Genomic DNA, 22,804 nt, shown 5'->3' on the forward strand with positions numbered 1-22,804 from the left:
CCGCGCCACGGCCGAAGGCCGCGCAGGGGTGTGCGCGGCCTTCGGTGTCGAAGTTGTCAGGTGTCGTGCACGATGACGCCGCGCAAGTTGCGCCCGGCCTTCATGTCGTCGAAGCCCTGGTTGATCTGATCCAGCGAGTAGCGGGCGGTCACGAGGCCCTCCAGCTCGAGTTTGCCCTGCTGGTACATCGCCAGTTGGGCAGGGATGTCGGCGGTGGGGGAGCAGGCGCCGAACAGCGCGCCCTGCAACCGTTTCTGGGACAGCGTCAGATCGTGCAGGTTGATATCGCCGTCCTTGACGGTGGTGTCGCCGATGCCGACGGCGACACAGGTCCCGCCCTTGCGCACCGCCTGCAATCCCTGGCCGATATGCCGTCCGGTCGTCACGCCGACGGTCACGATCGAGGCGTCCGCGCCTTGGCCGTCGGTCATCGAACGTGCGAGTTCCCCGGCTTCCTCCATGGTCGAGAACGCGTGTGTGGCACCGAATTTCAGTGCGGAATCGCGCTTGAACTGCACCGGGTCGACGGCGATGACCGCACTCGCACCGGCATGCGCGGCACCTTGTACGGCGTTCACGCCGATGCCGCCGATGCCCATCACGATCACCACATCACCCGGCCGCACCTCAGCCGAATTCACCGCAGCACCCCATCCGGTGCCGACACCGCAACCCGTGAGCACCGCGACATCGAGCGGGATCGACGGATCGATGCGGATGGCCGATGCGGTCGACACCGTCACGTGTTCGCAGAAGGTGCCCAATCCGGCCAGCTGTCCCACCGGCTTGCCGTCCATCGACAGCCGGAACGAGGTCGGGTCGTCGAAGCGCGCGCCAGTGGCCAGGAACGCGCCGAGATTGCACAGATTCTGCAGACCCTTCGCGCACCATTTACAGCGCCCGCAGACCGGCAGGAAGGAGAACACCACGTGGTCGCCCTCGGTGAAGCCGATGGTCCCCGGCCCGACCGCTTCCACGATGCCCGCACCCTCGTGTCCACCGGTGATCGGCAGGATGCCCGGAGTCTGGTCGCCGATCGCGAAGTGGTCGTCGGAATGACACAGACCGCTGGCGATCATCTTCACCCGGATCTCGCCCGGCCTGGGATCGTCCATTTCCAACTCGACGACCTCGTAGCGGCCCGGAGATTCGAGCAGCACCGCGCCCCGTGTCCTCATCGACCCAACTCCTCTGGAAACATGAATGCGGTCGGGCCGAATATTTCGCGCCGATCGCGACGAATACTTTCTGCATCGTGGCATCGCCTGCAAGGCAGGTCAATTGGCCTTTTTCGAAATCGGAATTCGCAAAAATTCAACCGAGCTCGCCCCGTCGGCACGACGACGCCCTTACCTCCTCGACAAACGGCGTGCCTGGCAGCGAGCCATCGGGTCACTCGAGGCGCCTACGGATTGCCACACAGCGAGCAACAGTCCCTTCATGACCACCTCAGCGCGTGCCCCCGGCGGGCCTGCTCCACACGGCTCGCCGACCGACCGTGGCGGTGCCCGAATACCGCTGTACACAACGGAATTCGCGACCGACCCGCATCGGGTCTACCGGGAGATGCGCGACCGGTTCGGTGCGCTGGTGCCGATCGAACTCGCCCCGGGCGTGCCTGCCACACTTGTGATCGACTATCAGATCGCCCGGCGGATCCTCAACGATCCCGAGCACTCGCGCTATCGCGCCCCCACCGTCGCCGCGCTGAACGAGGTCGAGATGTTCCCGCTGCACGGCATGGTCGAGCAGATCGCGTTTCCGTTGATCAATTCCTTCTGTGCGACGGGAACGGCGGAACTCATCGGCGAGTACGCCTTTCCGCTCACCTTCCAAGTGGTCAATTCGATGCTCGGTTGCCCGGCCGATATCGGGCAGCGCGCCGCCGAGGCCATGGCAGCGATATTCGACGGTTCCGATACCGGCGAGGCCGATGCGATGCTCGTCGCGGCACTGGCCGATTTGACGGCATTGCGGCACGACGAACCCGGAGACGACATCACCTCACGGCTGTTGCGGCACCCGGCCGGGCTCGACGACATCGAGATGATCAGCCAGCTCGTCAGCTTCTACGGTGCGGGAATCGAACCGCTGCAGAACTTGATCGTCAACACCCTGCGAATGCTGCTCACCGACGATCGGTTCGCGGGCGGCCTGCTCGGCGGGAGTCTGACCACGCGCGCCGCCTTGGACGAGGTGCTGTTCACCGATCCGCCGCTGGCCAATATGTGCACCACTTTCCCGCGTCAGCCGATCCTGATCGACGGCGTCTGGTTGCCCGCCCATCAGCCCGTGGTCATCAGTATGGCCGCGTGCAACAACGATCCGGCGGTGAATATCGGTGTGTACCTGGACAACAGCGCACATTTGTCGTGGAGTATCGGTCCCCATGCCTGCCCGGCCCGGTCGGTCGCGTACCTGGTGGCGCAGGACGCGATCGATCAACTGGTCGACGCGCTACCGGAAATGCGGCTCGCATACGGCGCCGAAGAACTGAGCTGGCGCCCGGGGCCTTTCCACCGCGCTCTGACCGAGCTACCGGTTGTCTTTCCGCCGTCACCACCGCTGAATATCGACGAAGTGACCAGAAGATGAAACATCCGCAGCCGATCGCATCATGCCGCTGCTGGTCGGACTGTGCATTTTTCTGGACGGTGAAGCGCTGAAAATCCACCTGGATTCGAGCGGCCGGGAGCGCGTTTCGACACGCGTTCCCGCGACGTGCGGAACCGGCTGTGCCGCAAACCAATTGCGGTACGCCCGGACGTATCAACTCCGAATCCGGGAGGAAAGTCGATGACGACGTTCACGCGTACACGAGCACGATCGAGGCGGGCGGGTAAAGTCGGCCCGCGCCGGAGGAGACGCGGGTTCAGCAGTGCGGCAACGGTATCCGTGGCTGTGCTCTCCTCGGCGTGACCGGGATCGTCGCGCCGCCGATCCCCGAAGCGTCGGCTGTCCCGGCGACGCATCCTCGATTTCTTGTCGTCGCCGGCGACGCATCGATGGGGATCGGCGTGGTGAAGGTGGGCGACGACGGTGCGTTGACACAGGTGCCGGACAGCCCGTTCCCGACCGGATTCGGCATCCTGTCGCTGGTCCTCGCGCCCGATGGGCGGACCGTGTACGTGCCGCACGTCGGTGACCTCGCGGTCAGCGGTTACCGGCTCGACGACGACGGCGCGCCGCACCCGATACCCGGCGCGACGGTCCGCTCGACGGTCCTCCGACCGCCGCGCAGCTGACCCCGGACGGATCGCACCTGTTCGTGGTGGTCGGCGGCGTCCCGGGGCATGTGGTGTCGTTCGCGGTCGCGCCGTCGGGCGCGTTGAGCCTGACAGGTGCGCCGCCGGTGACGGTGGACGGGCTGAGCGCGGTCGGGATGGCCAGTGTCGACCCGAACGGGCCTTATCTGCGCGTGGCGACATACATCGGAAATACGTTGTCCAACTTCGTAATTGGGCCCGACGGCGCTCTCACGCCGCTCGGACCGACTCGCGTCGAACTCGGCCCGATCCGGCCCGGCTATACGCGCGATGGCCGGTAGCTCTACTCGAGCAACGAATTCGGGACGAATCTGTCCGGGTTCGCGATCGGTGCCGACGGCAGGTTGACGCCCACTCCGGGGCCGCCCTATCGGACCGATGGGGTGCCGCACGGTGCGGTCGTCACCGCGGACGGCCGCCGCCTCTGTGTGCCGAATGCCATCGGCCGGTCGATCGCCGGATTCGATGTGCACGCCGACGGTGCACTGACTCCGCTTCCCGGATCGCCGTACGCCGCTCCGGCGGCGACCCTGCTCGGCCAGGTCGCCCTGACAGCCGCCGCCTCGGCAGCGTCCTGACCGCTCTACTTGCCGACGGCGCTGAGGTCCTGCTCGTCGATCTGCTTGAACGGCACATGCGTCGCGGGATCGAGGATCTCGTCGAGGTGCTGCCGCACCAACTCCGGAGTGAGTTCCTTGCTCGTGAAGCCGGTGTTGAAGCCCAGCACCAGCCGCTGCACCTCGCCGCCCTGGGCTTGGATCACCTCACCGTTGATCGCGCAGTCCTCGTGGGCCAGATAGGCCACCACCGGGCTGACCAGCGAGGTCGGCAGGTTGTCGCGCATGAACTGCTTGAACTCTTCCGAGATGTCCGCCTCGTCGGACATCCGTGTCGCCGCGGTCGGGGCGATCGCGTTGACCTTGATGCCCACCTCGGCCGCCTCGAGGCCGAGGGTCCGGGTGAAGGCGAAGATCGCGCCCTTCGCGCAGACGTAGGGCGTTTGCTGCGGAAAGCCGATCAGCGTGGGGGAGGTGGTGTTCACGATGCGCCCGGACCCGCTGTTCACCAGGTGCGGCCAGGCTGCGGCGGTGACGCCGGCGGTGCCGAAGAAATGCACTTCCATGTGCTGCCGGATCGACGGCACGATGTCGGGCCCGAAGGAGTGCACCTGGTTGATGCCGGCGTTGTTGACCAGGATGTCGAGGCGGCCGAACGCGTCGATCGCGGCCTGCACGATTCCCTCGGGGTTCTCGGTGACCGAATCGAAGTTCACCACCGCACGACCGCCGGCGGCGACGATCTCGCCCACCATGTCCTGCGCCGGAGTCGTGTCGGCTCCGGTGCCCTGAGCAGAACCGCCCAGATCGTTGATCACCACCGCCGCGCCGCGTGATGCCAGAAACTTGGCGTGCGACGCCCCGAGGCCGCGTCCCGAGCCGGTGACCACGGCGACGCGTCCGTCGAATGACAACATGAATACTTCTCCTTCAGTCGTTCGCCGGCAGCATGACCGCGACCATCGTCACTGGTTTGTCGGTGCGGTTGCTCCAGGCATGTTCGATTCCGCGGTTGATGACCGTGTCGCCCGGCCGAAGCAGGGTCTCGCCGGTTTCGTAGAGGGCGTAGATCTCGCCGTCGAGGATCGTGGCGATATCGATGGTCTCGGTCGCGTGCAGTCCGACGATGCCTTCGCTCTCGGCATTGGCTTGTTCGCCGTGCAGGTTCCCGATCGACTCCGCGTACACCGCGGGATCGATCTCGCTGTCCGGCGGGAAGGTGGCCAGCCGGACGACCAGCCCGCTCGCCGGCGGGTCGAGTTCCACCTCCGGTTTCAACGTGTCGTCGTCCCGATACCGGCCCGGCAGGGAATCGACCCGCCAGACGTCGTTGACCGTGAACGCCGGGAGAGCCACCCGGGTGGCCGTGTTCTCGTCCACGACGACGGCCGACTTGCCGTCCGCGTCCCGCCCGGCGATCACCCGCCGTGCCGTCTTGTTCAGATGCTCGCCACCCATGAAGTTCCTTCCCTGCGGAGCGTGACTGTGCTTCCCATCACAAAATACTATATAAAATATCTAATGCAACCTGTCGGGTTGGCCGACCGGCCGGTGAGTCCACCCTGCTCGATCGAAGACAAAGTGGCCGTGATCACGGGCTCCGCCAGTGGGATGGGCTTGGCCGCCGCCGAATCGTTCGTCGCACACGGGGCGAGAAGGGGGCCGCGGCGGCCGCGCGTCTGGGTGGCGCGGCGCGGTACGTCCATACCGACGTCACCTCTGCCGAACAGATGCGGGCGCTGGTCGGCACGGCGGTGACGGAGTTCGGCAAGCTCGACGTCATGTTCAGCAATGCCGTTGCGGCGGTTGATTTCTCGCGTATGACTACAACGGCCACTGCATATGTTTGATCTCGAAGAATTCCCGCAGGCCCTCCTCGCCGCCTTCGCGGCCGATGCCGCTGTGCCCCGGCCCGCCCCACGGCGCGTCGGCCCGCATCCCGCCGCCGCCGTTGATTGTGACGGTGCCCGAGCGCAGTCGGCGGCCGAACGCGATCGCCTCGGCGGTCGGTCCCCAAACATTGGCGTTCAGAGCATATTTCGCGTCATTTGCCATGCGGACCGCGTCGTCGAGATCGGTGTAGGGCATTACCACACCCACCGGGGCGAAGAGTTCCTCCTGCGCGATCTCGGCCTCGTTGGGGACATGGGTCACCAGCGTCGCCTCCAGGAAGAAGCCCTCGTCCAGTCCCGCCGGTCGGCCACCACCGACAGGCAGGTGGGCGCCGGCTTGTTGCGCGCGGGCCAGGAATCCCTCGACCTTCGCCCGATGCTCGCCGGTGATCAGCGGACCGAGGATGGTCTCGGGTGCCAGCGGGTCACCGACGGTGAGACTGCGCAGGAAAGCCCCTGATCGCTCGACATATTCGTCGAAGTCCGCCTGCGGCACCAGAGTTCGTGTGGTGGCACCACAGGCTTGCCCGCTGTTGCGGGTGAAGCGCAGGGCCGACGCAGGCACCGCCTGGTCCAGATCGGTACCGGGCAGGACGATATTGGGTGATTTACCGCCGAGCTCCAGCACGACCTTCTTCAATGTCGGTGCCGCCAGCGCCAGAATCTTGCTGCCCACTGCGGCAGATCCGGTGAAACTCACCATATCGACCTCGGGCGACTCGACCACCAGTGTCGTGGTTCTCGGCGGGCCGAAGACCAGATTGACTGCGCCGGAAGGGAATCCGGACTCTTCGAACAACCGCACGATCGCCGAGGTCAGCAGGATCGCGCGCGGCGAGGTGACGAGCACCGTCGAACACCCCGCCGCCAGTGCGGCGCCCAACTTGTACGCGCACATCATGACCGGCACGTTGTAGGCGACGATGGCGGCCACCACCCCGACGGGTTCGCGCACCAGCATGCTGCTGGAGGTGATCGGATCATGGTCCAGCGGCAGGGGTTGTTCGTAGCCGTCGTGCGGGCCGCGCGCGGCGGCGTCGGCGAACCATCGGAAGAACTTCGCCGGCAGATCCACATGCAAGGTGCCCGCACTGCTGATCGGGGTGCCGATCTCGGTGGCGGCGAGACCGACGATGGCCTCGCGGCGTTCGATCAGCAGATCGGCGAATCGGTGCAGCAGTGCGCCGCGGTCGGCGGGGGAGAGGTGACTCCACTCGCCGCCGTCGAAGGCCCGGCGGGCCGCGGACACCGCTGCCGCGACCTGCGCCGGACCGGTCGAGGGCGTCACCGCGATCTGCCTGCCGGTACTCGGGTTGATCGAGACGATCGGCTCGGCGTCACCGGTTGTCCAGCGTCCGTCGATATAGCTCGCTGCCCCGGCGGTCAAGGCGGTCATAACAACATTCTTTCTGTCGGAATCGCCCCGGCCGCACCGGAGCATATTGAATATATTGTGCTATATCACTATCCGGCCAGGTACCCGCCGTCCACGACGAACTCGCCGCCGGTCGCGTAACCGGCCCGCTCGGACAGCAGCCACACGGCCATCTCGGCGATATCCACCGGCTGCGCCAGCCGGGTGAAGGGAATGCGCGCCATGATCGTGTCACCGCTGCGCGCCTTGGCATCCTTCATCAGATCGGTGTCGGTGTACCCGGGACAGATCGCGTTGATCCGCACGGTCGGGGCGTATTCGATCGCGGCGGTCTTCGTCAGGCCGATCACGCCGTGCTTGGCCGCCGAGTATCCGGCGGTGGTCTTGAAGCCGGTCAGGCCCGCCAGCGACGCGGTGTTCACGATCGCGCCGCCGCCCTGAGACTCCATCTGCTTCAGCTCGGCCCGCAGGCACAGCCAGACACCTTTGAGGTTCACGGCGATGGCCCGATCGAACGCCGCCTCGTCCCATTCGCCGACGCGACGGCCGCCCTGCCCGATCTGCCCGCCGCTGACACCGGCGTTGTTGAAAGCGCCGTCGAGTCGTCCGTAGTGTTCGACGGCGGCAGCGACCATCGCGTCGACCGAATCGCCGTTCGTGAGGTCGGCCGGAAGGGGTAGGGCGTCACCGCCGTTCGCCTGCACCTGTTGTGCGACTGCCCGCACCCCCTCGTCGGCGATATCGGTCAGCGCCAGTCGCGCGCCTTCCTGTGCCGCGAGAAACGACGCGGCCCGCCCGATCCCACCGGCCGCGCCGGTGATGAGTACAACTTTCCCGTCGAGCAACAGCCCTGACATGAGATGAATCCTTTCGATGTGTGCCGCGCTGGGTATTCGACGGCGGGCGTGCGCCTCAGCGGCTTCTCGCGCAAATACCGTGCGGCTCGAGGCGTTTGCGCGGGTTCGAGCGTCGGTCTCAGCCGACCCGCGAGGCGGGCCAGTCCCGGGCGGGCGACCGCCACGCCGGCCAGTGGTCCTCGGGTTCGGGGCGCGTGACCGAAACCTGGTGAAGGCACTGCTGGCACTTCACCACCATGCGCGGGCCGAGGTAGTTCGCCACCGGATAACGGGCCAGATCCTCTGCGCCGCACTCCGGGCACGCGCCGTCGACGGGAGTCCGCTCGACGTACACGCGTGGTGTTTCGGGACGGGGGAACAGGAGTCGATCGACTGCCATGGGTACGCCTTTCGCTCAGATGGTCCAGCTGACGGGGTTCGCAACCGGCACCTGCCAGCGACCCTGTTCACGTTCTCCGGCCAGATGCGCCCGCCGTGCGGCGGTGGCGGCCTCGTCGACCGCACTGTCCACGATCACCACTCCGTATGCGGCGGAGGCGAATTCGGCGCTGACCAACCCGGCCCGCACATCCGCCCCGACTCGCTCCACCTCGCGTACGAGCGGATCACCCCATCCGCCGCCGCCACCGATGACGAAGCGAATCGCATCGCCGGCCCGCAACAGCAGGTTGGAGAACTTGCCGGAGGTGTAGCGGGCGCCGCGACCGAATTCGCCGTCGTTCGGGTCGGGACGGCCCTGCTCGTCGAACATGCCGAACAGCGGTTCGGCCCCACGCAGATCGAGCGGATCGCCGTGGGTGGTGAGATCGAAGTTCTCGATGTACCAGCCGTACGCCGAGGTGCCCGCGCCGCCGCCCTTGGAGCCGGGTGCGCCGCGACGGAGCCGATCGGCGACCACGGTGACCAGCGTGTCGGATTCGGCGTAGATCGAGTAGACCGAGCCCAGACCGCCGCGGAACTGCCCCGCTCCGGCGGTGTCGATCACGATCTCGTGCTGCACGACGATCAGTGGGCTCTCGATCTCGACGTGTTCCTGAACCGAGGTGCGGCAGTTGCCGATCGGGACGACGCAGAACGAGACACCGTCCTGCTTCCAGGTGCCGCCCCAGCCGCCACCCGCGAGACCGTAAGCGCCCCAAGGGGTTCCCTCATGTCCGGGGCGGCTGTCGATTCCGCTGAAGCCGACATAGAGCGCGGTTCCGGTGTCCGGTGCGAAGGACTCCTCGACCGCCTGGCTCAGTGCCTGCGTCACCACGTTGATCGCACGCGGCCCGATGTCGGCGTGGCTCGAGCAGCTCGACGGCGGCAGCACCTGCACCACGCTGCCCGCGGGGAGCAGCACATCGATCGGCCGCAGCGTGCCGCTGTTGACCGGTGTCGACGGGTCGACCATCAGCTTCACCGCCTCGATGCAACGTCCCGCCTCACACCAGGCGGTCCCGCAGTTGCCCAGCGGCTGGCGTCCCGAACCGGAGAAGTCGATCTCCATCCGGTCGCCGCGCACCTTCACGGTGACGTTCACCGGGATCGGCTCGTCGGTCACGCCGTCCTCGTCGAGGAAATCCTCGGCGGTGTAGTCGCCGTCGGGGATGCTCGCGATACCGCGTCGCATACTCGCCTCGGTGGCGTCGATCGCGTACCGTCCGGCGGCCCGAACCTGTTCCAGCCCACCGCGAGCGATGAGATCGTGCAACTGGCGCTCGCCGACGACCAGACAGCCGTGCAGGGCGCGCAGATCACCGAGCGCCAATTGCGGAACCCTGTTGTTCTCGAGCAGGAAGTTGAACGTCGGGCGCACTGGCACATCGTCCGCGTACAGCAAGGTCGGCGGCAGCTTCAGCTGTTCTTCGAAATGGGTCTGCGCGCCGTTGGAGAACCCACCCGGGATCGGGCCGCCGAGATCCACCAGATGCGAGGTCGACTGCAGCAGGAATTCGACTCGGCCGTCGACGAAGACCGGACGGAACAGATTCACATCGGCCTGATGCAGCGAGCCGCGCCACGGATCGTTGGTGAAGATGACGTCGCCGGGCCGCATGGTGTCGATATCCCAGTCGTCCATCACGAAATTCGCGATGTGCGGGGCGACGAAGGCGTGCTGCATACAGCCCTCCCACAGCGCGGCGGCCTCCCAGCCCTCGTCGGTGCGCATGTGGATGACGACCGTGCAGTCGAGGATGTCGCGGCACACCGGCGAAAAGGCGCTGCGCATCAGCGAATCCAGCATTTCGCGCGCGACTTCGGTGAGTCCGTAGCGCAGGATGTCCAGCTCGACGTCCACGGCGGGGCCGGTGGTTTCGGGGGTGGTGGTGGTCATTGTCGTTCCTCAGCTCCGGGGCTCGATGATCAGGTTCAGGTCGTCGTCCAGCGATGCGGTCCGCCCGGGCAGCACCAGCGTCGTCGCGTACTTCTCGGCGATCAGTGCGGGACCGTGCACCTGCTCGTCGCGTCCGAGGCGTTCGCGGACGTGGATGGGAACCTCGACGGGCTCGGTGGTGCCGGGCACGATGAGTTGTGTTGTGCGCAGGAAGGATTCGCCGTCTTCGGGCGCGGTTTCGGGCTTGCGCTGTTCGCGCGCGATGATCGCGGTCACCTCGACCGTCGACACCACGACGGGGATCTCGGTGGCCGCGAATCCGTAGGACTCCCGGTAGAACTCGTGGAATTCGGGAACGAGCGCGGCCGCGGTGTCGGCGGTGAGCGTGCCGGCCGAGATCGGCATTCGGTTGTCCCAGGTCTGGCCGCGGTACATGGCGAACACGGCGCGCTCGAAGAGAATCCGTTCGACGTCGGCGCCCTGAGTTTTCAGCTCGTCGCGGATGCGATCCTGCAGGGCGGCGAAGGCGGCCTCGATGGCATCGGCGTGCGCCGGGTCCAGCGGTGTCATGATCGACTGAGCGCGAGTGACCATCAGATCGCTGCGCAGCAGCCCCAGCGCGGAGAACTGGCCGGGGCTCGCGGGAACGATCACCTTGTCGAGACCGAGAATCTGCCCCACGCGATCGGCGAGCATCGGCCCGGCCGAACCCGACGGCTGCAACGCGAACTCCCGCATGTCCAGCCCGCGATAGACCGAAATCGTGCGGACCTTCGCGGCGATGTCCTGGCAGGCGACTTCGTATGCGGCAGAGGCCAGTTCGACCGCCGACATACCCCACTGCGCGCCGGTCCGTACGAGTGCCGCCAGTGAGGCGTCGACATCGAGCCGGATCGCTCCGTTGGCGAACAGATCCGGCTGGAGGATTCCCAGCGCGGCACAGGCGTCGGTGAGGGCGGGTTCGGTGCCGCCGCGCTGGTAACACACCGGTCCGGGATTCGAGCCCGCCGATGCCGGTCCGACCGCGACGTTGCCCAGCGCGTTGGGCCGGATCAGGCTGCCCGCGCCCGAGCCGATGCTCTCCACATCGACCAGCGGCATCGTCAGCGTGAGCCCGGTCTCCAGCGTCCAGGTGTCGGTCAACGGGGTCTTGCCGCGGCGAATAGCGGCCACATCGGTACTCGTGCCGCCCACATCTATGGTGAGCAGATTCGGTGAGCTGCCCTCGTTCGCGAGTTTCACACTGCCGCTCACTCCGCCCACGGGTCCTGAAACCAGTTGGAACACAGGGGCTTTCCCGGCATCGGCGAAGGTGGCGACACCGCCGTTCATCATCATGATCCACAGCGTGCCGCGATAGTCGCGCTCGGCCAGGCGATCCATCAGCCGGTCGAGATAGCCCACGACCGCCGGGCCGACGTATGCGTCGAGTGCCACGGTGGTGGTGCGCTCGTGCTCCTTGGTCACCGGATACAGCGCCGAGGTCTGGATGTAGGCGTGCGGCAGTTCCTCGGCGACGATTTCGGCGGCGCGACGCTCGTGCTCGGGATTGGTGTAGGAGTTCATGAGGCACACCGCCACCGATTCGGTGCCCCGGTCGGCCAATTCCCGCGCGGCCCGGCGGACTTCGTCCTCGTCCAACGCCAGCAGCACCGAACCGTCGTAGCGCAGTCGCTCGGCGACACCGTAGCGCGATGCGCGCGCAACGATCGGCCGCTCCTGATGCGGGCGCACCCAGGTGGGGTCGTAGAAGCGATCCCCGAATTCGCGGTGCATCCGGCCGATGTCCAGCAGATCCTTGTGCCCGCGGGTCGAGATCAGACCGGTCGGCGCGCCGGTCCGGCTGAGCAGGGCGTTGATGCCGACGGTGTGGCCGTGCACGATCTCGGCGATGTCGGGGATCTCGAGATCGACGGCCGCGATGCTGTCGAGCACCCCGACCTCTTGTTCGCGGGTGGACAGAACCTTTCCGTCGCGGATCTCTCCGGTGTGTTGATTCAGGCCGATGATGTCGGTGAAGGTCCCACCGACATCGATGCCGACGATCCAGTCGGCCGCCCGCTCGCTCTGCGTCATACTGCGCCTCCAGTGCCCTGTGCTGCAGCGGCATGAACCCGGAACAGGCGCCGCTTTTGTGGTGCAGCTCACTGTCTCGCGGCGTGCTCTGCACTACATCCGACGCAGGTAAGGGATTCGTACGACCTTCGGCCGAACCGGTCGGTGGGGACGTCAGACTCGCGCGATGGAACCGGTCGCGGAGCTGCGCAGCCAAATCGACACGGCCTCGGCCCGATTCGCGGCGCCCAGCTTGCGCAGGATCCGCGTGACGTGGGATTTCACGGTGCCCTCGGAGATTGTGAGGCGGCGGGCGATCCTGCCGTTCGAATCACCGGCCGCCATCAGGCGCACGATCTGCGCCTCCCGGCGGGTCAGGACCGAATCGTCATCGCGGCTCGAGGCGACGGATTCAGCGATCGCCGGCGCCGGGGTACGCCATCCGGTCAGTCCGTCGAGCTGCGATCGCACGGATGAGAGGCCCTCCAGCACAACGACTCTCGCCAGGTGCTGGCTCAGGCCGTCGGCGAATGCCGACAGCACCATCCGATCGACTTCGGTGAGCACGCGCCGCTGGTGATAACAGTCGCCGTGAACCAACCCGATCACCTCACCCTCGACCAAAAGCGGCGCGATCCCGTAGGACGACGATTTGGTGATCTCGGCGAGCGGGCGATTGACCCGGGGGTTGTCCTGGACCTCGGAGACCAGTACGGCGCGTGCGTCGACCACCGGGTCGTGCTCGACCAAGCTGCGGTCGAGCACCGGCGGGTTCGCCCGGCCCACCGCGACGATCTCCTCGGCCCATCGGGGCTCGCGCACGACACACATCGTGTGCAGCCGCCACGTCCGGTCGACGGTGGACACCAGTGCGCGGTCGAATCCGAGACCGCATGCCGCCTCCGGAGCGCGAGCGAGCAGCGCATCCACCGATCGCGCATTCGCTACACCCGCGAGTGCGGCGCGAACCTTGGCCAGGGTGCGGGTGCGATCCGCGAGCCGCAGCCGAGCCTGCATCGCCTCCGCCTCGCGGATCCGGTCGAGCAGACCGATCAAAGGGGTCAGTCGGCCAGGGGTGCTGCCGCCCGCTTCGCGCAGTGCCTCGGCGGCCACCAGTTGCCAGAGGTCGTCCAGCGTCGGGACGTCAGGTGACGGACCCGTGACCGGTGGTGCGCCGAGCGGATCGCAATCGAGCAAGCCGGCGGCTTCCTCGGCGATCTCTCGTACCGCTGCCGCCAGGTCGGCGGACTCCGATCGGATCGATGAACTGCTCATATCCACGCTCCCGTGATCTATCTCACTTAAAATATAATATATCCATACCGGGGACAGGGCGACTACCTGGTGATGTGTGCCGTCGAACGTGCTGCCCGTCGTCTTCGTTTTCCGGATCAATGTCGGCGGTTTACGGATAGTGATGCACATCTCAGATCCCATAGCGTCGGTGCAGCGGCGCACGAGCGTCGGTGACCGACTCGACAGTGGAGTTGAACGGATGAGCCAGAACCGGGACGACCAGGCGCCGCGCCTGGAGCGCGAGCTCGTCGAGGGGGCGTGCCCCCGATGTGACGGGGAGTTGAGGCGGTATCCCGTCAATTCGGAGGGAGGCTGGTTCGACGTGGTCAAGTGCCAGAACTGCCTGCACTCCGTCAGTCGGGTCCGGGGACCGCGACTCGGGCCGATTCAGCTTCTTTCCGACCAGCTGTAGTGAAAAGGGATCAACGATGATCGCAGTCGATGTAGGCGGCACATTCACCGATGTGGTGGCCCTGCGGGACGGACGAATCCACACCGCGAAGGTGTCGACCGACTATTCCGACGTGACCAAACCGGTGCTGCAGGGCGCGGCGCTGCTCGGTGTCGAGAACTCCGCAGTGTTCAATCACGCCAGCACGCACGGTTTGAACGCGGTGATTACTCGCCAGCTCCCGAAGATCGGTTTCCTGGCGACCGAGGGCCACCGCGACATTCTCGACATGGGGCGCGTGTGGCGTCCGGCGGAGGCCATTCTCGATCCGCGGTGGCGGCGCAGCTTCGGTGACGCCGCCCGCCCGCTGATCCCGCGCTATCTGCGCCGGGGCATCCGGGAGCGCATCACCGCCGACGGCGGTGTGCTGTTCGAGCTCGACGAGAACCAGGCGCGTGCCGAGCTGGAGGTGTTGCGCGAGTGCGGTGTGGCGGGTGTGGCGATCTGCCTGATCAATGCCTACGTCAATCCGGCACACGAGCTGCGGCTGCGCGAATTGGTGCGCGAAGTGCTCGGTGATGTGCCGTGTTCGGTGTCGAGCGAGGTCTCCCCGCTGGCCAAGGAATACGCTCGCGCATCCACCACCGTGGTGGATGCCTTGATGAAACTCATCTACGCCGATTACACCGCGAAACTCGAAAAGGGTTTGGCGGACCTGGGTTTCACCGGTCAACTAAATTTCGCCGACTGCGCTGCGACCCTGGTGCCCTCGCAACGGGCGATGGAGCATCCGTTCCGGATCGTCTTTTCCGGCCCGGCCGCCGGTACCGTCGCCAGCGCGCATTTCGGGGCGCTGATCGGTGAATCGCAGTTGCTGTGCGCCGACGTGGGCGGCACCTCCTGCGATATCAGCGTGGTGACCGGCGGTGAGCCGTATGTGAATACGACCTTCGAGCTCGAACACGATCTGGTGGTCAACGCCCTCGCCAACGATGTCACCGCGATCGGCGCGGGCGGCGGCAGTCTGGTGAGCATCGGCCAGACCGGTGCGATCCAGGTCGGCCCGGGCAGTGCCGGTTCGACGCCCGGCCCGGCCTGCTACGGCCGCGGCGGCATCGAGCCGACCACCACCGACACCTGCCTGCTGATCGGCATCATCGACAGCGAAACCTTCGCCGGCGGCCAGGTGAGCCTCGATCGCAACCTGTCGCGGCAGGCGTTCGAGCGGCTGGATTCGGAATTCACACTGGCCCAACGGGTTCGGTACGCCTACGAGATGGCGGTACACAATATCGCCGAGGGCGTGTTCAACGTCGCGATCAAGAACGGCGTCGACCCGCGCGACTACAGCCTGGTCGCCTACGGCGCCGCCGGTCCGATGCTGCTGCCCGCGGCGATGGATGCCGTGCACTGCAAACAGGTGATCGTGCCCCCGAATCCGGGGCTGTTCTCGGCGCTGGGCCTGCTGTCGGCGGATCAGGTGTTCACCGTGAACCGCAGCGCGTACACGGTTCTCACTCCCGAGGTCGCGCCGCGGATCGACGCCCTGTTCACGGAGATGGAAGCGCAGTTGCGGGAGCGGCTCGAACACGACGCGCCTGTGAGTTTCGAGCGCAGTTTCGACGGCCATCTGGTCGGTCAGAGCTGGGACACTCCGTTCGTGCCGGTGCCGGGCGGCACCATCGACGAGGCGGCCGTCGCGACGATGATCGGCTCGTTCCACGACACCTACGAAGAGCGTTCCCGCAACCGATTCGACATGGTGCCGGTGGAAGGCGTGACCTTTCGGGTGCGCGCGGTGCTGGACACCCCCAAGGTGAACTACCCGCCGGTGCCCGAACGCGGCCCCGACGAACCTCTGATCCCGGCTCGGACGGTCACGCTGCGCTACCTCGGTGACCTGGACACCGACGACATCGAATCCGGGCAGCGCGCTGCGGTCTACCACCGCGAGGCGCTGCGAGCCGGCGATGAGCTGGACGGCCCGATCATCGTCAACGAGGGACTGTCCACCACCCACATCGGCACCGGTCAGCGCATGACCGTCGGCCGCTACGGCGAACTCGTCATCCGGAGGAAGTGAAGATCATGAGCGCCGACAACACCACCGACCCCGCGGTCCGCATCCGTGATCTGTCCGACCAGCAGTTCCACGACTCCTACGGCTGTGACCGGTTCACCGCGTCGGTGATCGTCAACCGGCTGAAATACGCTGTGGGACATATGTCCACCGCCTTCCTGCGGGAGGCCTTCTCACCGATCATCCGCGACTGGTACGACTTCGCGTGCACCATCAGCGGACCGCCGGAGCAGGACTACCGGATGGCGGTGGTCAGCAACAGCCTGACCCCGTTCCTCGGCACCATGCCCGATGCCGGGCGCAATGCCGTCGAGGAATTCGGCCCGGAGAACCTCTCGCCTGGTGATGTCCTGATCTGCAACGACCCGTATCGCGGCGGCACCCACGTCAACGACGTGTTGTTCACCCGGCCCGTGTTCGAGGACGGAAAGATCGTCTCGTTCGTGAATATGCGTGCCCACCAACTGGATATGGGCGGCACCGTGCCGGGTGGGTTCTCCGCGACGAAGATGAACGTCTTCGAGAACGGCCTCGTCATTCCGCCGATGCTGCTGTGGTCGAAGGACCAGCCGGTGCGCTCGACCTTCAGCCTCATCTTCGACAACACCCGCTGGGGTGCGATGCTGATGCCGGACTTCAAGAGTATGCACCAGCAGTTGCAGCTGGGGGAGCGGCTGATCCGGGAGAACATCGAAAGATACGGGCTGGCAGCCTATCTCGGCACCTTGACCTATGCCTGCGATACGTCGGCGGAGAAGATGCGGGAGGCCATCTCGCGCATTCCCGACGGCGACTACACCGGGCAGGCGTGTGTGGACGCGGACGGACTCGACGACACCGTCGACTACACGGTGCACGTCATGCTGCGCAAACGCGGATCGCTCATCGAAGCCGATCTGTCCGGGACGTCGGCCCAAGCCCGCACCTGCATCAATTGCGGTGTGCTGGACGCGAAAACGGCGCTCGGGGTGGCATTGACGATGCTGCTGGATCCCGAGATCCCGTTCACCTCGGGCACCTGGCGCACGATCGATCTGGTCGCACCGCCCGGCACCTTCCTCACCGCGATGCCGCCCGAGGGCGCCCCCATGATGTTCTGGGAGTCCTCCGGTGCGCTGATCGCGGCGATCTTCAACGCGCTCAACCCGGTTCTGGGCGCCGAGGGTGTCGGCGGTGACTACGGCTCCACCAACACCCACAATGCCAACGGCCTGCGCCCGGACGGGACACCGTGGACCAGCGCCACCCAATGCGGCGGCGAACACGGCCCGTGGGGTGCGACCAAGGAGGCCGACGGCGACAGCTACACGGTGCTGTTCAACCTCAACAACCTCGACCCGGCCACCGAAACCATCGAACACGATTCGCCCGTCGTGATGTTGCGCAAGGAACACGCGATCGACACCGGCGGCGCGGGCGAACACCGTGGCGGTGCGGCCAACCTCAAGGACACCTTGTGGCTCACCGCCGCCGACCACTACCTGTCGCCGTTCCGCACCAAGGAACCCAGCGGTGTGGGCGCCAACGGCGGACAGGCGGGACCGACCGGCGCGATCTGGATCTTTCCGCCGCAGCCCGGAACCGGCGGGCGGGACGATCTGATCGGCACCACCGCCGCGGTCTACGCGAACAGCACCCCGGTCGCGGGCGTGCTGGATCCGCGAACCAAGGCCCTGGATCCCGACCACGGCAGCTACCACTACTTCGCCAGCGAGAAGACGTGGAAGACCGAGGCCGGATCGGTGCTGCGCTGCCTGACCAACGGTGGCGGCGGCTGGGGCGAACCGTTCGAACGTGCCCCCGACAAGGTGCTGCGCGACGTGCGCGACGAATACGTCAGCATCGCCGGCGCCGCCCGGGACTACGGCGTGGTCGTCGTCGGTGATCCGCATTACGACCCCGAAGGTCTGCGCATCGACGAACAGGCGACGGCGGCGCTGCGAGCGAGGCACTGAGCATTTCCCGACCCGCACAAGACAATTCACAATCAACGAGGAGTTATCCGATGGCTTCCGCGGCCGTGCCGAACCCCAGCGATCGCAACCTGTTCTTCGCGTGGAGCACCTACACCACCGACTACGACACCTACGCCACGTGGTACGACGAGGAACATATCCCGCAGGTGATGGCCGCTCCCGGAATGCTGGGCGCACAACGCTTCCTGATCGCCGACACCAAACCGCTGCCCGGTGCGGCCTCGGTCGACTTCGGGCATTTGGCCCTCTATGAGATGGAGGGCTCCGCCCAGGGCTTCCGCGAGGAGGTCAAGCGCAAACTGATCTCGCAGGAGATGGTGCTGCCGGATTACATGGTGCAGCCGTTCAAGGCTCTGTTCGCGAAATCGGTGAGCAAACCACAACTGTCGGAGCAGTTCGCGAGCACCGAATCGCTGGACGACCGGCATCTGTTCTTCGCGTGGAGCCGGCATACCGGCGATGACGACACGTTCGCGAAGTGGTACGACGAGGTGCACATTCCGCAGATCATGGCCGCCCCGGGGGTCATCCGGGCCGAGCGGTTCGAGGTGTCGGAGGTCAAGCCGCTGCCCGGGGTGGACGCGGTGGATCTCGGTCATCTCGCGATCTACGAGACGATCGGCGATCTCGAGGGCTTCCGCAGCGAGGTGAAGCGCCAACTGATCTCCGGGGAGATGGTGATTCCGGACTTCATGATCAATCCGTTCTCGACCATGTTCCTGAAGCCGGCCAGCCCGTTCTTCATCGCGAACGGTTCGTGAGGATTGCCGATGAGTGCGGTCGAGGTCGCGGGAGTTACTGTCCCGCACAGTGATTCGGTATTCGTCGGCGGTGAGTGGATCACCGCCGACGGGTCCGCCTACGAGGTTGTGTCACCTGCCACCGAGCAGGTGATCGCCGAGGTCGCGCTGCCTTCGCAGCAGCAGGCCCGCGCCGCTCTGCAGGCCGCGGACGCGGGCCGGGAGTGGGGGCAGGTCCCGGTCGCAACTCGGGTCGAGATCTGTGCTCGGTTCTGCGCGGCGCTCGAGGCGCGATTCGCAGAGATGGGCACCGTGTGGGCCGCGGAGGCGGGCATGCCCGTCCGCTACAGCGCGACCCTGCACAAGTTCGGTGCGGCCGGCGCGTGGTCGGCGGCCCTGGAATACGCGGTCGACGCGCTGCGCGAGGATCCCCGCGAATCCCTGCTCGGCGAGGTCGTCGTGCGGCGCGAACCCGCCGGTGTGGTGCTGGCGATCATGGCCTACAACGGCCCGTTGGTCACCATGGGAACCAAGGTGATTCCGGCGCTGCTGGCCGGCTGCCCGGTAATCGTGAAGGCCGCCGTCGAATCGCAGCTGATCATGCGGCTCGTCGCGGAGTGCGCGCAGGCCGCGGGTCTTCCGCCGGGCGCGCTGAGCATCCTGTGCGGCGATGTGACGATCGGGCGGATGCTGACCGCCGACGCGCGCGTCGATATGGTCTCGCTGACCGGCGGACATGTTGCGGCACAACAGATCATCGAGGCCACCCGGCCTCGCTTCGCCCGCACGCATCTGGAACTCGGCGGTAAATCTCCGGCACTGATCCTCGACGACGCACCGCTGGATCGGGTCCTGAAATCGCTCGTGCCGGGCGCGACCGGCGGTACCGGGCAGGTCTGTGCGGCGCTGTCGCGGGTCCTGATCTCCGAGCGGCGCCGCGACGAGCTGATCGAGCAGATGCGGGCGGCGTGGGCGGTGCTGCGGATCGGTGATCCGCTCAACGATGAAACCCGGATCGGCCCACTGGTGAATCAGGCAGCGCTGCGCCGCACCGAGGGATTCGTGGAACGCGCGGTCGGTGCGGGCGGCCACGTGGTCGCCGGCGGGCGCCGGCCACGGCATACCGACACCGGCTGGTACTACGAGCCGACACTGATCACCGGCCTGGCGCCCGAGGCCGATCTGGTGCGCAACGAGGTCTTCGGCCCGGTGACGGTCGTTCAGACCTACCGGGACCTGGACGAGGGCGTGCGGCTGGCCAACGACACCGGGTTCGGCCTGGCCGCGTCGGTCTACACCACCGACCGCGAGGCGGCCCTCGCCACAGCGGCCCGTATCCGGTCGGGGTCGGTGGCGATCAACACCTTCGGCCCGGCGGTCAGCGCACCGTTCGGAGGGGTGAAGGGCTCCGGCTGGGGCCGGGAATCCGGGCCGGAGGGAATTCAGGAATTCACCGAGCTCAAGCAGATCGTGATCGGACCGGGCGTCTGACCATGCACAACGGACAGATGACGCCGGTACGGCGGGCCCGTGATCGACGGGCGCGCAGGAAGGACGGTACGTCGTGAACTTCACTCGGATTCTCGACTCGGTGCTCGACCAGATCCCGGCGTGCGGGCGCGATCGGGTCGCGGTCGCATTCGACGGTCGCGAGCGGATCACCTACGAACAGCTGCTCGGCACATCGCTGCGCTACGCCCGGGCCCTCGCGGAACTGGGGCTCGGCAAGGGCGATCGGCTCGGGCTGATGTTGTACAACGACGCCGAGTACCTTCCCCTGTGTTTCGCCGCGATGCGGCTGGGCCTGATCGCGGTGCGACTCAACTTCCGGCTGGCACCGGCCGAATTGCGGTTCATCCTCGACGACTCGGGATGTAAGGCGGTGATCATCCACAGCAGCCTGCTCGCCAAGGCCGAGCCGATACGCGCGGACCTCGCGGTCGAAACCTTCATCGTGCGTAGCGATTCCGAGCATCCGACACCGGAATGGGCGCAGCCCTTCGAGGTACTCGAAGGTGGCGAGCCGCTCGCCGAGGCAGCCGACGTCGTGGCGGAGGACCCGATGTCGCTGCTCTACACATCCGGCACGACGGGACTGCCCAAGGGCGCGATCTGGACCCACGCCAACACCCTCGCCGCGGCCACCATGCAGTCGCTGCGCTGGCGCTTCTCCCCGCAGACCGTCGCTCTCGTCCCGGGGCCGCTCTATCACGCGGGCGGATTCGAGGCGGTCGCCGCGCCCGCGCTGTTGATGCACGGCACGATCGTCGCGCTGGCCTCGGGCAACTTCACCGTCGACCATCTGCTCGAGGTGATCGAACGTGAGCAGGTCACCGACTGCCTGCTGTTCTCGTTCATGCTCGGGGAGATGCTGCGCATGGACGACATCGAGCACCGGATCCCGAAGTCGGTGCGGCACTTCATCATCGGCGGCGACACCATGATGCCGTGGATGGTCGCCGAGGTCCGGCGGCGGCTGCCCGGAATCCGGCTCACCCAGGTGTTCGGGCTCACCGAGGGCGGGGCCATCGCCACCACCCTCGACGACGAGGATTTCGATTCCCAGCCCGACAGCATCGGTCGCCCACTCCCGCTGGCCCAGGCCAAGGTGTGGACGGGCGAGGGGGATATGTCGAGCGGTGCGGCGGGGCCCGGTGAGGTCGGCGAGATCATCGTGCGCAGCGGCGCGGTCAGCGCCGGCTATTGGAACCGCCCCGACGCCAACCGGGACACCTTCGTCGACGGCTGGTGCCGCACCGGCGATTTGGGATACGTGAACGCCGACGGCTTCCTCGTCCTGGCCGGGCGGGCCAAGGATATGATCCGCAGCGGCGGGGAGAACGTGTATCCCGCCGAAATCGAGAGCGTACTCACCGCGCATCCGCGAATTCAGGATGCCGCGGTGGTCGGAGTGCGGGACCAGAAGTACACCGAGGTGGGCTGCGCGGTGCTGGTTTTCGAGGCCGGCGTCGACGTCGACGACGACGCGCTGCGGGCCTACTGCCGGGACCGGCTGGCCTCCTACAAGATCCCGAAGTACTTCATCCGTCAGGACGAACTCCCGCGCAACGCCTCGGGCAAGATCCTGAAATACAAGCTGCGCGCGCAGTACGAAAGTGTCGGCGTGACAGTCGAATCCGCCGATCCGGCGCCGGCCGAGCAGGCCGTCGGCGCGGGCGGCGACAACAGTGAGGTGGTCCGATGAGCGGCGCACGCAGTAAACCCGAATTCGCACTCGTCACCGGTGCCGCCGGTGGGGTGGGCTCGGCGGTGGTCCGTCGGCTGGTCGCCGACGGAGCGAAGGTCGCGGTGACCGATATCGACGCCGATCGGCTCGCGGTACTCGCGAAGGAAACCGGCGCACTGGCCCTGCCCGCCGACGGCGCCGACCGGGACGCGATCCACGACGTCGTCGCCCGCGCGGCGGCTGACCTGGGCGGCATCGACACCGTCATCGCCGCGCAGGGCGCCGCGATCTCCGGGACCGCGAACCCGAAACATGCTGCGGCGTACCAGAAAGCGCTCGACGTCAATGTGAACGGCTCGTACTACCTCGCTGGAGAGGTGATGCCGCATCTGGTGGAGCGGCGAGGTTCGCTGGTGCTGTTCGCCTCGACCGCCGGACTGATCGCGGGCCCGCCCGGAACCGTCGGCTACACCGCGGCGAAGGCGGCGCTGATCGGCATCACCCGCTGGCTGGCGCGGGAATACGGTCCGAAGGGGGTCCGGGTCAACGCGGTCTGCCCCGGCTGGATCCGCACCCAGCTCGGCGAGGGCGCGATGGCCTATCTGGCCCAGCGCGAGGGCATCAGTCTCGATCAGGCCTACGACCTGACCACTGCGCACGTCCCGTTGCGGCGCGCGGCCGAGCCGGAGGAGATCGCCGCGGTCTGCGCCTTCCTGGCCTCCGGGGACGCATCGATCGTCACCGGGCACGTTCTGGTGGCCGACGGAGGAGGCGCCGCGGTCGACGCCTCGACCATCGTCTTCGACGAAAGCTGA

20 protein-coding genes are annotated in these 22,804 nt (G+C 66.8%); 11 read left to right on the plus strand and 9 right to left on the minus strand.

What is annotated here, in order from left to right; genetic code table 11:
- Nucleotides 1-56 precede the first annotated feature (56 nt).
- On the minus strand, nt 57-1,178 hold the full coding sequence (locus K7711_RS10555; RefSeq protein ID WP_222967634.1) for an NDMA-dependent alcohol dehydrogenase: 1,122 nt from the start codon (nt 1,176-1,178) through the stop codon (nt 57-59).
- Nucleotides 1,179-1,440: 262 nt separating this feature from the next.
- Between K7711_RS10555 and K7711_RS10560 the strand changes: the two genes are divergently transcribed.
- From K7711_RS10560 to K7711_RS10575, 4 genes are all read left to right on the plus strand, one after another.
- On the plus strand, nt 1,441-2,595 hold the full coding sequence (locus K7711_RS10560) for a cytochrome P450 family protein (RefSeq protein WP_222967636.1): 1,155 nt from the start codon (nt 1,441-1,443) through the stop codon (nt 2,593-2,595).
- Between the two features lie 320 nt (nt 2,596-2,915).
- On the plus strand, nt 2,916-3,245 hold the full coding sequence (locus K7711_RS10565) for a lactonase family protein (protein ID WP_222967638.1): 330 nt from the start codon (nt 2,916-2,918) through the stop codon (nt 3,243-3,245).
- Nucleotides 3,246-3,268: 23 nt separating this feature from the next.
- The gene (locus K7711_RS10570) at nt 3,269-3,547 is read left to right on the plus strand and encodes a hypothetical protein (protein ID WP_222967641.1); all 279 of its coding nucleotides are present in this window, start codon (nt 3,269-3,271) and stop codon (nt 3,545-3,547) included.
- 63 nt (nt 3,548-3,610) lie between these two features.
- A complete protein-coding gene (locus tag K7711_RS10575) occupies nt 3,611-3,844 on the plus strand; it encodes a hypothetical protein (RefSeq protein WP_222967643.1) in 234 nt (77 codons plus the stop codon).
- Between the two features lie 5 nt (nt 3,845-3,849).
- On the opposite strand, the gene K7711_RS10580 is transcribed toward K7711_RS10575, so the two are convergent.
- Together K7711_RS10580 and K7711_RS10585 are read right to left on the minus strand one after the other, a co-directional pair.
- Entirely contained in the window at nt 3,850-4,740 is an 891-nt protein-coding gene (locus K7711_RS10580) for an SDR family NAD(P)-dependent oxidoreductase (protein WP_222967645.1), read from the minus strand.
- Nucleotides 4,741-4,753: 13 nt separating this feature from the next.
- The gene (locus K7711_RS10585) at nt 4,754-5,281 is read right to left on the minus strand and encodes a cupin domain-containing protein (protein WP_235746998.1); all 528 of its coding nucleotides are present in this window, start codon (nt 5,279-5,281) and stop codon (nt 4,754-4,756) included.
- Between the two features lie 221 nt (nt 5,282-5,502).
- On the opposite strand from K7711_RS10585, the gene K7711_RS49270 reads away from it, so the two are divergent.
- Nucleotides 5,503-5,673: an SDR family NAD(P)-dependent oxidoreductase gene (locus K7711_RS49270; protein WP_372460129.1), complete on the plus strand. Its 171-nt coding sequence runs from the start codon at nt 5,503-5,505 to the stop codon at nt 5,671-5,673.
- On the opposite strand, the gene K7711_RS10595 is transcribed toward K7711_RS49270, so the two are convergent.
- From K7711_RS10595 to K7711_RS10620, 6 genes are all read right to left on the minus strand, one after another.
- A complete protein-coding gene (locus tag K7711_RS10595; RefSeq protein WP_222967653.1) occupies nt 5,648-7,111 on the minus strand; it encodes an aldehyde dehydrogenase family protein in 1,464 nt (487 codons plus the stop codon). The two genes, K7711_RS49270 and K7711_RS10595, sit on opposite strands and share 26 nt — an antisense overlap.
- A gap of 68 nt (nt 7,112-7,179) precedes the next feature.
- A complete protein-coding gene (locus K7711_RS10600) occupies nt 7,180-7,947 on the minus strand; it encodes an SDR family NAD(P)-dependent oxidoreductase (protein ID WP_222967661.1) in 768 nt (255 codons plus the stop codon).
- A gap of 118 nt (nt 7,948-8,065) precedes the next feature.
- Nucleotides 8,066-8,326 (minus strand): hypothetical protein, encoded by a 261-nt coding sequence (locus tag K7711_RS10605; RefSeq protein WP_222967663.1) that lies wholly within the window; start codon nt 8,324-8,326, stop codon nt 8,066-8,068.
- Nucleotides 8,327-8,341: 15 nt separating this feature from the next.
- Entirely contained in the window at nt 8,342-10,264 is a 1,923-nt protein-coding gene (locus K7711_RS10610; RefSeq protein ID WP_222967665.1) for a hydantoinase B/oxoprolinase family protein, read from the minus strand.
- Between the two features lie 9 nt (nt 10,265-10,273).
- On the minus strand, nt 10,274-12,340 hold the full coding sequence (locus K7711_RS10615; RefSeq protein ID WP_222967667.1) for a hydantoinase/oxoprolinase family protein: 2,067 nt from the start codon (nt 12,338-12,340) through the stop codon (nt 10,274-10,276).
- A gap of 153 nt (nt 12,341-12,493) precedes the next feature.
- Nucleotides 12,494-13,744: a helix-turn-helix transcriptional regulator gene (locus K7711_RS10620; protein ID WP_235746999.1), complete on the minus strand. Its 1,251-nt coding sequence runs from the start codon at nt 13,742-13,744 to the stop codon at nt 12,494-12,496.
- 299 nt (nt 13,745-14,043) lie between these two features.
- Here K7711_RS10620 and K7711_RS10625 point away from each other — a divergent pair, with 299 nt between their 5' ends.
- The 6 genes from K7711_RS10625 (at nt 14,044) to K7711_RS10650 (ending at nt 22,804) form a co-directional block, all read left to right on the plus strand.
- Nucleotides 14,044-16,089, plus strand: coding sequence for a hydantoinase/oxoprolinase family protein (locus tag K7711_RS10625; RefSeq protein WP_222967674.1), 2,046 nt, complete (start codon nt 14,044-14,046; stop codon nt 16,087-16,089).
- 5 nt (nt 16,090-16,094) lie between these two features.
- Nucleotides 16,095-18,041: a hydantoinase B/oxoprolinase family protein gene (locus K7711_RS10630; protein WP_222967676.1), complete on the plus strand. Its 1,947-nt coding sequence runs from the start codon at nt 16,095-16,097 to the stop codon at nt 18,039-18,041.
- A 50-nt stretch (nt 18,042-18,091) separates the two neighbouring features.
- Complete coding sequence (locus K7711_RS10635; protein ID WP_222967684.1) at nt 18,092-18,823, plus strand: hypothetical protein; 732 nt, start codon at nt 18,092-18,094, stop codon at nt 18,821-18,823.
- A gap of 9 nt (nt 18,824-18,832) precedes the next feature.
- Nucleotides 18,833-20,293: an aldehyde dehydrogenase family protein gene (locus tag K7711_RS10640; protein ID WP_222967686.1), complete on the plus strand. Its 1,461-nt coding sequence runs from the start codon at nt 18,833-18,835 to the stop codon at nt 20,291-20,293.
- A gap of 73 nt (nt 20,294-20,366) precedes the next feature.
- A complete protein-coding gene (locus tag K7711_RS10645; RefSeq protein WP_222967688.1) occupies nt 20,367-22,007 on the plus strand; it encodes a class I adenylate-forming enzyme family protein in 1,641 nt (546 codons plus the stop codon).
- Nucleotides 22,004-22,804, plus strand: coding sequence for an SDR family NAD(P)-dependent oxidoreductase (locus tag K7711_RS10650; protein WP_222967691.1), 801 nt, complete (start codon nt 22,004-22,006; stop codon nt 22,802-22,804). Before K7711_RS10645 ends, K7711_RS10650 begins: the two co-directional genes overlap by 4 nt.

The sequence above is a fragment of the Nocardia coffeae genome (genome assembly GCF_019890715.1).
GTDB classification, from domain to species: Bacteria; Actinomycetota; Actinomycetes; order Mycobacteriales; family Mycobacteriaceae; genus Nocardia; species Nocardia jiangxiensis.